1 protein-coding gene is annotated in these 1,432 nt (G+C 59.2%); it reads right to left on the reverse strand.

What is annotated here, in order from left to right:
• Window positions 1–182: 182 nt before the first annotated feature.
• Window positions 183–1,355 carry an ISH3 family transposase gene (locus EXE41_RS18470; protein WP_137691777.1) on the reverse strand — a complete coding sequence of 391 codons (1,173 nt, stop codon included), beginning with the start codon at window positions 1,353–1,355 and terminating at the stop codon, window positions 183–185.
• Between the last annotated feature and the right edge of the window lie 77 nt (window positions 1,356–1,432).

The following is a 1,432-nucleotide window of genomic DNA, read 5'->3' on the forward strand; positions in this document are numbered from 1 at the left end:
TCGGTAGTTCCCATCGTTCCTGATTGCTGACCCAATTTCTGGAGAGAAATGAACGAGATCAGAGCGACCGATTCATCGAGTCGAACAAAGACGGCGATCTCACACCAGTGAGAGCGCCGTCAGTTCAGACGAGAAGCAAAGCTGTAGCTCACTCATAGGGCTGCCGCTGGACGCGGGCGGCCTCAGCCCGCGTCCAGCTCGCTGTAGGTCGCTGGGATACCGACACGGTTGGTCGGCGCTTCCCACTTCCGGCCCAACCTGTCGTTGAGAGCGTGATCGATCCATTCTCGAAATACCTCGAAGCGGAACCAGACAGGGAGTGCTCGCCCGCCGCGCCGCGGCGTGGCGAGCACGCCCCATCGGACGATCACCCAGAGGTTCCGCAGCAGGAAGCTCACGAAGATGAACAACAACCGAACTGCTGGATCGGTCGTACTTGTTCGCGCACGCGCTTCGCGCATCGTCCGGAAGGCTGTCTCGATGGCTGAGCGTTTCTGGTAGAGCGCTTCAACTTCCTTCGGCGTGCGATCGGTCAGATCGCACGCCACGTACGCCCGGACGAGCAAGCCGTGTTTCTCACGGTTGCCCTGCTGGTAGGAGACACAGACCGCGAGCGGGAAGCGCAGTTCCCGCTCGCTTCCCTTGTACATCACGTACTCCGTCCAGTAGGAGACCGTCGTGTCCAATTTCTCGGCCATCTGTTTCCCACGGCGGATGATCGGAAGAGCGACTGGTGCTGTAGCATCCAGTCGCTCGATCGACGTGCCGTCGTAGAATCCACGGTCAGCGAGGAGTCCTGCGACATCGAATGGAAGGGCCGCGACGTGGTCGAGCAGTCGCTCGACCGCGTCGCTCTTGGGTTCATCACTCCGGACGGGGGTCACTGCGACGATGAGTGGTTTCGCCCGACAGAGGACGAATCCAGCAAGGTAGCGATGGCACTGGCTGGTGCCATCGCGTGGTTTGGTGTGGCAGAGTTCGTTCGCCTCAACGTGTGGACAGCCGTGGTAGTGGATATCGACGAAGTCGAGGCAGATGATCCTCGGGCTGGGGCCGAGGATCATCGCCGCCTGCTGGGCGAAGAGGTCATTGACGATTGCTTCCAGCTCATCAGGCGGAACGGTGTGAAGTTGTGTAAGCGTGTAGTCGTCAGAGTATGTTCGACGAGTGGTGTCGGTAACAGCCTTGATGGACTTCTGATCGACGGCCGCTTGCGTGACCGTTTCCCAGATGACCCCGGAGTCGAAGACTGCCGCTTCGACTCCGGGGAGAGGAAGTTCTTGTAGAAGGCTGACCGCTAAGCTTTCGAGGTCTGGAGCCGTAAGGACAGTGTCTGGGTGGTAGAGAAATCTCATACGCACCCATCCAGACGCTTTCTGAGAATCTAACCCTGTCAGTTGTGACTATCCGCTTACCCGATGGGAACTACCGA

The sequence above is a fragment of the Halorubrum sp. SD690R genome (genome assembly GCF_005435035.1).
GTDB classification, from domain to species: Archaea; Halobacteriota; Halobacteria; order Halobacteriales; family Haloferacaceae; genus Halorubrum; species Halorubrum ezzemoulense.

Bases quoted from the DNA above. Each gene is read 5' to 3' on its own strand.
- EXE41_RS18470 (WP_137691777.1), bottom strand. From the start codon at position 1,355: ATGAGATTTCTCTACCACCCAGACACTGTCCTTACGGCTCCAGACCTC.